This is a genomic window from Streptomyces sp. NPDC097640, assembly GCF_040302705.1.
Classification (GTDB): Bacteria; Actinomycetota; Actinomycetes; order Streptomycetales; family Streptomycetaceae; genus Streptomyces.
Genome location: NZ_JBEOSB010000047.1, coordinates 54,600 through 62,541 on the forward strand (window position 1 = coordinate 54,600; position 7,942 = coordinate 62,541).

Sequence of the window (7,942 nt, forward strand, 5' to 3'; positions counted from 1 at the left end):
CGATGAGCGCACAGAACCCCGCCACCGCCCCCGCCCCCACCATCGTGCTCGTCGGGCACGGCATGGTCGGCCAGCGCTTCCTGGAGGGCCTCGCCGAGCGCGGCGTGACCGAGCGCGCCCGGGTCGTCGTACTGTGCGAGGAGCCGCGCCCGGCCTATGACCGGGTGCAGCTGACCTCGTACTTCGCGGGCCGGACCCCCGAGGACCTGTCCCTCGTCGAGGACGGGTTCATGGCCCGCCATGGCATCGAGCTGCACCTGGGCGACCCGGCCGAGCACATCGACCGCGCCGCGCGCACGGTCACCGCGCGCTCGGGGCTGACCGTGGCGTACGACGCGCTCGTGCTGGCCACCGGCTCGTATCCGTTCGTGCCGCCGGTGCCGGGCAAGGACAGCCGGGGCTGCTTCGTCTACCGGACCATCGAGGACCTGCTGGAGATCGAGGAGTACGCCAAGAACTGCTCGTCCGGCACCGTGGTCGGCGGCGGGCTGCTGGGTCTCGAGGCGGCGGGCGCGCTCAAGGGACTCGGGCTGACCACGCACATCGTGGAGTTCAACCCGCGGCTGATGGCGATCCAGGTGGACGAGGGCGGCGGCGCCGCGCTGCGCCGCACCGTGGAGGACATGGGCCTGGTCGTGCACACGGGCGTCGGCGGCAAGGAGATCACCGCGGACACGGACGGCGCGGTCACCGCGATGGCCCTCTCCGACGGCTCGTCCATCGACACCGATCTGGTCGTTTTCTCGGCGGGCGTGCGCCCCCGCGACCAGCTGGCGCGCGACTGCGGGCTGACGGTCGGGGAGCGCGGCGGGATCACGGTGGACGAGCGGTGCCGTACGAGCGACCCGGCGGTGTACGCGATCGGCGAGTGCGCGCTGGCCGCCGACGGCCGGGTGTACGGGCTGGTGGCGCCGGGGTACGAGATGGCACTCGTGGCCGCCGACGAGATCGCCGAGGCGAGCCGCGAGAGCGGTTTCACGGGCGCCGACACCTCCACCAAGCTCAAGCTGCTGGGCGTGGACGTGGCCTCGTTCGGCGATGCGCACGGCACCGCCGAGGGCTGCCTGGACGTCGTGTACTCCGACTCCCGCGCGGGCGTCTACAAGAAGCTGGTGATCGGCTCGGACGGGGCGCTGCTCGGCGGGGTGCTGGTCGGCGACGCCGAGTCGTACGGCATGCTGCGGCCGCTGACCGGCAGCGTGCCCCCGATCGCCCCGGAGCAGCTGGTGCTGCCGGCCGGGCTGGGGGCGCCCGTCGCGCTCGGCCCGTCCGCGCTGCCGGACGATGCGGTCATCTGCAACTGCCACAACGTCACCAAGGGCACGATCCGCGCGGCGGTCACCGACCACCAGTGCGCCACGGTCCCCGAGGTGAAGAAGTGCACCAAGGCGGGCACCGGCTGCGGCAGTTGCGTCAAGGCGCTGACCTCGCTGGTCAACGACGAACTCGAAGCGAGCGGCGTCAGCGTCGACAAGGGGCTGTGCGGCTGCTTCTCCTACACCCGGGCCGAGCTGTACGAGATCGTCCGGACGCTGCGCATCACCACCTACGCGGCGCTGCTGGACAGCCACGGCCGCGAGGAGGCGCGCAGCGGCAACGGCTGCGAGGTCTGCAAGCCGACCGTGGGGTCGATCATCGCCTCGCTCGCGCCGACGGTGGGCGCCAGCGGCTATGTGCTGGACGGCGAGCAGGCCGCGCTCCAGGACACCAACGATCACTTCCTGGCGAATCTCCAGCGCAACGGCTCGTATTCGATCGTGCCGCGCATCCCCGGCGGCGAGATCACCCCCGAGAAGTTGATCGTCATCGGCGAGGTGGCGCGCGACTTCGGGCTCTATACGAAGATCACCGGCGGGCAGCGGATCGACCTGTTCGGCGCCCGCGTGGACCAGTTGCCGCTGATCTGGGCGCGGCTGGTGGACGCCGGTTTCGAGTCGGGGCACGCGTACGGCAAGGCGCTGCGCACCGTGAAGTCGTGCGTGGGGCAGACCTGGTGTCGCTACGGCGTGCAGGACTCGGTGCGGATGGCCATCGACCTGGAGCTGCGCTACCGGGGGCTGCGCTCCCCGCACAAGCTGAAGTCGGCCGTCTCGGGCTGTGCGCGCGAGTGCGCGGAGGCGCGCGGCAAGGACTTCGGGGTGATCGCCACCTCGAACGGCTGGAACCTCTACGTCGGGGGCAACGGCGGCGCGGACCCGCGCCACGCGGATCTGCTCGCCCAGGACCTCGACGACGAGCAGCTGATCCGGCTCATCGACCGGTTCCTGATGTTCTACATCCGCACCGCGGACCGGCTGGAGCGCACCTCCGCCTGGCTGGAGCGGATCGAGGGCGGCCTGGACCACGTACGGGACGTGGTGGTCGACGACTCGCTGGGGCTGTGCGCCGAGCTGGAGTCGCTGATGGCCGACCATGTGGCGGGCTATCGCGACGAGTGGGCCGAGACCCTCGACGACCCGGAGCGGCTGCGGCGCTTCGTGTCCTTCGTCAACGCGCCGGACGCGCCGGATCCGACGGTGAAGTTCGTGCCCGAGCGCGACCAGGTCAAGCCGGACCTGACGATCCTGTCCGGCCCCAGCATCCCCGTCCGCACTCTCGACCGCACTCTCGAAGGGACTGCAAGCCGATGACCATGGCCCCCGAGCGGACCGCCGTCCGCGTGGAACTCCTCGTCGACCAGCGGTGGTTCGCGGTCTGCGATCTCTCCGACCTGATCCCGGGGCGCGGGGTGGCCGCGCTGCTGCCGGACGGGACGCAGGTCGCGGTCTTCCTGGACCGCGCGGGGCAGCCGTACGCGATCGACAACCGCGATCCGTTCACCGGCGCCTATGTGCTCTCGCGTGGCCTGCTGGGCTCCGTGCGGGAGCGGCCGTTCGTGGCCTCGCCGCTGCTGAAGCAGCGCTTCGACCTGGAGACGGGGCGGTGCCTGGACGACGAGGGGGTCGCCGTCCAGGCGTATGCGGCCCGTACGAATGACGGGGTGTCAGCGCAGGTCGTGTGAGACCAGCAGCCCGCACTGGACGGGGTCGGCCGCGCAGCCGGCCGTCCCCACGGCGAGGGCGCCCTTCGTCCCTGGGACGGCGGCGATGCCGAGCACCGTGGACATCTCGCTGTGCTCGGTGACGTCGGCGGGCAGCTTCTGGGTCGCCCACTCCGTACCGGTCCAGCGGGCCAGCACGGAGTGGGGGTCGCCCGGGGTCCAGCCGCCGACCCACAGCCGTCCGGCGCCGTCCGCGCCCGCGGCGTTCGCCTCGTCGACGGGGAGCGCGGGCAGCGGCTCCCAGCGGCTGCCGGTCCAGCGGGCGGCCATGGTGGCCGTCGGCGCGTCCGCGTCGTTGGTCTTGCCGACCCAGTAGACCGAGTTACGGCCGGTGGCCACGGCGTGGCCGGCCACCCAGCCGGTCGGGTGCTCACTGGGGGTGGGCACCTCGCGGACCGTCCAGGCGCTGCCGTTCCAGTGGTACAGCAGCGGCACGGCCACCTCGCCGGTCAGGGCGTCGGCGGTGACCCAGACGTCGTCCGGGCCGGTGCCGGCGATGTCCGAGGGGCGCACCGTCCGGCCGCCGGGTGCGGCGGGGAGGGACACCTTCTGCCACCCGGAGCCGGTCCAGCGCTCCAGGTAGTCGACCTCGGCGCCGCTCTCCGGGTTCCAGTCGAAGCCGGTCAGCCAGGCCGAGTTCCTGCCGAACGTGGCGATGTCGCCGACGAAGCTCAGCGACCCCTCGGGGGCGGCGGCGTGGTCGACCTTCGTCCACTTCTTGCCGTCCCAGTGCTGAAGCACGATCGGCGCGGACATGTTGTCGTCCAGCGTGCCGGCCGCCCAGGCGTCGTCGGGCGCCGAGGCGGCGACGGCCTCCAGCCGCGCGGGCATGCCGCCGGTGGAGGCGGCGGGCACATCCGCCCACGCCGTGCCGTTCCAGTGCCTGATCAGAGGGGTGGAGCCAGCGGGGCCGTCCGTCTTCCGGCCCACCGTCCACGCGTCCTTGGCGCCGGTCGAGGCGACGTCCCACAGCTCCGTCGAGACGGTCTCGCTCAGCGGCGTCCCCAGCTGCCACGGGGTGTCGGCGCGGGCCGCCCGGTCCGGCGAGGCGCTTGCCGCAGTGGTGGCCGCCGCGCCGGTCGCGGCGTTCGCCTGCGCCCCTAACGAGCCGAGTGCGATCGCGCACACCGCCACCGCTATGCGCAGCCCTGCGTTCCTGGCCATGGTGCTCCTTCTGCTCGGTTGGTGCTCTCAGAAGGAAATGGCCGCCGGCCGACGGTTCTTACAGGTGGACTTGCCCGGTCACTTCGGGGTCTTGAGCTGCCGGTCCGTCCACTCCGACTTCACCGTTGCGGTGTAGTTCACCACCGTGCCCGCCGTGAGCCCCGCCTCGGCGGCCTTGGCGTTCGGCTTGGTCAGCACCTCCTGGTCGGACAGCAGGGCGCCGGTCGCCGGGTCCACGATCAGCTCCGACCGCGCGGTCCCGTTGTCGGGCCGCTCGGTCGCGGGCAGGGCGAAGCCGACCCCCTTACGGCCCAGCGGGTCCGTGACCTCGCCGAGCGACCGGATGCCCGGCAGGCCCGCGATGACGCGGTACGCGGCGGCCCGGACCTCGGGCCTGACCGGGAGGGTGATCAGCTCGGCCGCCTGCCGCCACATCCACTCGGTGCGGCCGGAGATCTCGCTTCCGCGGTCCTCCTCGTAGAGGCCCTCCAGGTACTCCTTCAGCTTCGCGGTGTCGGCGGGTAGCTTCCGCAGATCCGCGTAGGTCACATTGTTCGCGCCCACGGCGGCGATCTGGTCGCCCAGGTTGAACCGGGTCACCGTCGGCCGCTTCTCGGCTCCCGTGTGCATCCGCAAGACCAGCTTGCCGCCTGCCCCGGACCCGGTCTCGGCGAGCGTCAGGTCCTTCGGCGATCCGGCGGCCCGCCACCGCGCCGCGTCGCGCTCGGTGCGGGGTTCGGTGGAGTCGTCGATCCCCGAGACCCACAGGCTCCGGGTGCCGGGCCGTACGCCGTGGGACCACCGCTGTGTCTCGGAGGAGACGACCGCGAAGGCGGAGTCCGACCCGGGCTCGGCGACGACGCCGATCCAGCCCGACCGCGTGGTCGTCCGCCAGTACGTGCCCGAGCCCGCCTCGACGTCCACCCGGTCGGCCACGTTCAGCAGCGCGAGGCGGCCGTTCTCCGGGGTGTGCCGGGAACCGTCCGCCGTGGGCCCGGCCGTCGCCCGGGAGCCGTCGGAATCCGGGCCGCCCTGGGGCAGGGTGGCCACGAGCACCCCGGCCACGGCCGCCGTCGCGGCCACGGGCAGCGCCCACCGCCAGGTGAACGGCCGGGCGAACCGCCGGGCGAACCGCGACGCCTCCGGCGCCTCCCGCGCGCCGGCCAGGATGGCGCTCAGGTCGTGCCTGGCGCGCGCGGAACCGGCCAGATGCTCCGGGTCGAGTTCCGTGGGCCGCGCGTCCGCCAGCGTCTTCATGACATCAGGCCGCTTGCGTGCCATGTCAGTGCTCCTTCACTGTCACTTTCGGGCGAGAGTCACGAGAGAGTCCGGCCGAGTCCTCGACCGCGGCCGCGTTGATGGCCCGCTCCAGCCGCCGTCTGGCCCGGTGCAGCCGCACCGAGAACGTGGCGGTGGAGCAGCCGAGGACGCGCGCGGCCTGTCTCGGGCCGAGCCCCTGCCAGGCGACCAGCGTCAGCACCTCGCGGTCCGCCTCCGACAGCGTGGCCAGCGCCTGGAGCGCCGCCTCGCGCTCGGTCACATCCGCGGCCACGTCGCCGACGTGGGCGCCGGAGGTGATGATGCGCTGGGCCTCCTCGGCGGCCAGGGCGTACTGCCTGGCGTCGCGGCGGCGCAGCTCGCGGGTCAGGTTGCGGGCCACGCCGAGCAGCCATGGCAGCGGTGGCGCGGGGATGTCCCGCATCCGCCGCCAGGCGACCGCGAAGGTCTCGCTGGTGATGTCCTCACCGACCTGCCGGCCCACCAGGCTCGAGGCGTAGGCGAGCACACGGGGATAGGACTCCTCGTACAGCTCACGGAAGCGTTGGGCGTCGGTCACGCGCCGTCTCCTCATCTTGGCTCTCTCACCTGGCAGTGGCCGAGAGCCGCGGTTTCTTACACCGCGAGGAGAATCTTTTCAGGTGGCGGGCAGTGTCCGAGGCCGCGCCCCCGGCGCCGGACGGCCGCTGTTGCTCGGACGCCAGGGCCGCGCTCGGTGACTCGACGGGGCACGCAGTCGGTTCGTGTGGCTTCAGTGCCGGTTCGCCACGGCGGGCGGGAGGGGTGCGTCGGCGTCGTAGGCGGCCTGGGCCGCCTGGATCGTGCTGGTGTGGTGGTCGACCCAGGTGACCAGGCCCATGAGGCGCGGCATCAGATCCGTTCCCAGGGAGGTCAGTTCGTAACAGATAGTGATCGGGCACTTGAGCATTTTCTGGCGCGTATGAGTATGAGTGAGTCCCCGGGCAGTGGCGGACACACTTCTTGGCGGGGAACGGGAGTTCTTGCATCGAATTCGTGACCTTCGCCGGTGATGGTCGTTGTATGTGGTGACGGATTTCTGCGACACCGGGTGGGGGCGAAAGGGGTGGGTGGACTGCGGGAGGTGGCGGCGCCGTTCGTGGTGCCCGGCCCCTCGGGCGTCGCGATCCGGACCCGGCTCAAGGGCCTGACCGCCGGAGACGAGACGGTGCTGCGCCTGGTCGGCGACCTGCTCGGTTCGCTCGCCTCCCGCGATCTCAAAGCGCGGTGCGCGGCCGGGCCGGAGCACGACAATGAGCAGTGGGCCGAGCGCAAGCGCACTCTCACGCAGGAGTCCTCGTCCCGCTGGGCCGGGTCGATCACGAAGGCCACCCACGATCAGTGGGCGATCGCCCGGCGTGGCCAACTCGCGCACATCCAGAGCCTCCAGGCCGGGATCGAGACGGTCACCCACCGGCTGTCTGTGCCCGTGGGCGAGAGGGGCACCAAGCGGGCGCCGGGTGGCTACCGCACACGGCAGGAGTGGTTCGCCAAGTCCCGCCGCCTGCGCGTGCTCGAAGACCAGCTTCAGACGGTGCGAGCGGACCGTGAGGCCGGGGTCGTGCACGTCGTGCGCGGCGGGAAGCGGCTGCTGAACACCCGGCACCATCTGGAGCAGGCACAGCTCACCGAGGAGCAGTGGCGCACGCGGTGGCAGGCCGGGCGCCGGCTCCTGGCCGCGGACGGTGAGTCCGGCAAAAGGTTCGGCAACGAGACCATCCGCGTCACCAACGACGGCGAGGTCTCGGTCAAGCTGCCCGCGCCGTTGGCGCACCTGGCGAACGCGCCGCACGGCCGGTACGTGCTGGCGGCGAAGGTGTCGTTCGCGCACCGGGGTGAGCAGTGGGCCGACCGCGTGGCAGCGAACCGGGCCGTGGCCTACCGCATCCACGAAGACACCCTCCGGGGGCGCTGGTATCTGACCGCGTCCTGGACGATCCCCCCGGTCCAGACGGTCCCCCTGGCGGCGGCCCGCGCCGGTGGCCTGATCGGCTTCGACACCAACGCCGATCACCTGGCCGCCTGGCGCCTCGACGAACACGGCAACCCCACCGGCAGTCCCCGGCGCTTCTTCTACGACCTGTCCGGCACCGCCCAGCACCGCGACGCGCAGGTGAGGCACGCCCTGATCCGCCTGCTGCACTGGGCCGAGCACCACGGCCTGTCGATCGCACTCGAAGACCTCGACTTCACCGCCGAGACCACCCGCGAGAAGCACGGCCGCCGCAAACGTTTCCGCAACCTCATCTCCGGCATGCCCGTGGCCAAGCTGCGGGCCCGGCTGATGTCGATGGCGGCCGAACTCGGCATCACCATCGTCGCCGTCGACCCGGCCTACACCAGCAAATGTGCGACACGAAGTCGCACCGTAAGAAGTGGAGTTGCAATGGTGAATTCATAGCCAATGCTCTCCCTGGCTTGTGTCATAGGCCAGTCCCTCAC

The 7,942-nt window shown here is 71.9% G+C and carries 5 protein-coding genes and 1 pseudogene; 3 read left to right on the plus strand and 3 right to left on the minus strand.

The window, feature by feature from the left end; genetic code table 11:
- Positions 1 to 2 precede the first annotated feature (2 nt).
- Positions 3 to 2,630 carry a nitrite reductase large subunit NirB gene (gene nirB, locus ABTY62_RS45080; RefSeq protein WP_352135197.1) on the plus strand — a complete coding sequence of 876 codons (2,628 nt, stop codon included), beginning with the start codon at positions 3 to 5 and terminating at the stop codon, positions 2,628 to 2,630.
- A complete protein-coding gene (nirD, locus tag ABTY62_RS45085) occupies positions 2,627 to 3,001 on the plus strand; it encodes a nitrite reductase small subunit NirD (protein ID WP_352135198.1) in 375 nt (124 codons plus the stop codon). Before nirB ends, nirD begins: the two co-directional genes overlap by 4 nt.
- Here the strand turns inward: nirD and ABTY62_RS45090 are convergent.
- The 3 genes from ABTY62_RS45090 to ABTY62_RS45100 all read right to left on the minus strand — a co-directional run bounded on the left by ABTY62_RS45090 (position 2,984) and on the right by ABTY62_RS45100 (position 6,041).
- Positions 2,984 to 4,204: a hypothetical protein gene (locus tag ABTY62_RS45090; protein ID WP_352135199.1), complete on the minus strand. Its 1,221-nt coding sequence runs from the start codon at positions 4,202 to 4,204 to the stop codon at positions 2,984 to 2,986. The genes nirD and ABTY62_RS45090 overlap by 18 nt on opposite strands.
- Before the next feature lie 78 nt (positions 4,205 to 4,282).
- On the minus strand, positions 4,283 to 5,485 hold the full coding sequence (locus ABTY62_RS45095) for a CU044_5270 family protein (RefSeq protein WP_352135200.1): 1,203 nt from the start codon (positions 5,483 to 5,485) through the stop codon (positions 4,283 to 4,285).
- 1 nt (position 5,486) lies between these two features.
- Positions 5,487 to 6,041 carry an RNA polymerase sigma factor gene (locus tag ABTY62_RS45100; protein ID WP_352135201.1) on the minus strand — a complete coding sequence of 185 codons (555 nt, stop codon included), beginning with the start codon at positions 6,039 to 6,041 and terminating at the stop codon, positions 5,487 to 5,489.
- A 525-nt stretch (positions 6,042 to 6,566) separates the two neighbouring features.
- Here ABTY62_RS45100 and ABTY62_RS45105 point away from each other — a divergent pair.
- A pseudogene (locus ABTY62_RS45105) lies at positions 6,567 to 7,847 on the plus strand (IS200/IS605 family accessory protein TnpB-related protein); the annotation flags it as partial.
- Between the last annotated feature and the right edge of the window lie 95 nt (positions 7,848 to 7,942).

What these genes read in the sequence shown, in the direction of transcription:
- nirB (WP_352135197.1), top strand. Translation starts at nt 3, where the DNA reads ATGAGCGCACAGAACCCCGCCACCGCCCCCGCCCCCACCATCGTGCTC.
- nirD (WP_352135198.1), top strand. Translation starts at nt 2,627, where the DNA reads ATGACCATGGCCCCCGAGCGGACCGCCGTCCGCGTGGAACTCCTCGTC.
- ABTY62_RS45090 (WP_352135199.1), bottom strand. Translation starts at nt 4,204, where the DNA reads ATGGCCAGGAACGCAGGGCTGCGCATAGCGGTGGCGGTGTGCGCGATC.
- ABTY62_RS45095 (WP_352135200.1), bottom strand. Translation starts at nt 5,485, where the DNA reads ATGGCACGCAAGCGGCCTGATGTCATGAAGACGCTGGCGGACGCGCGG.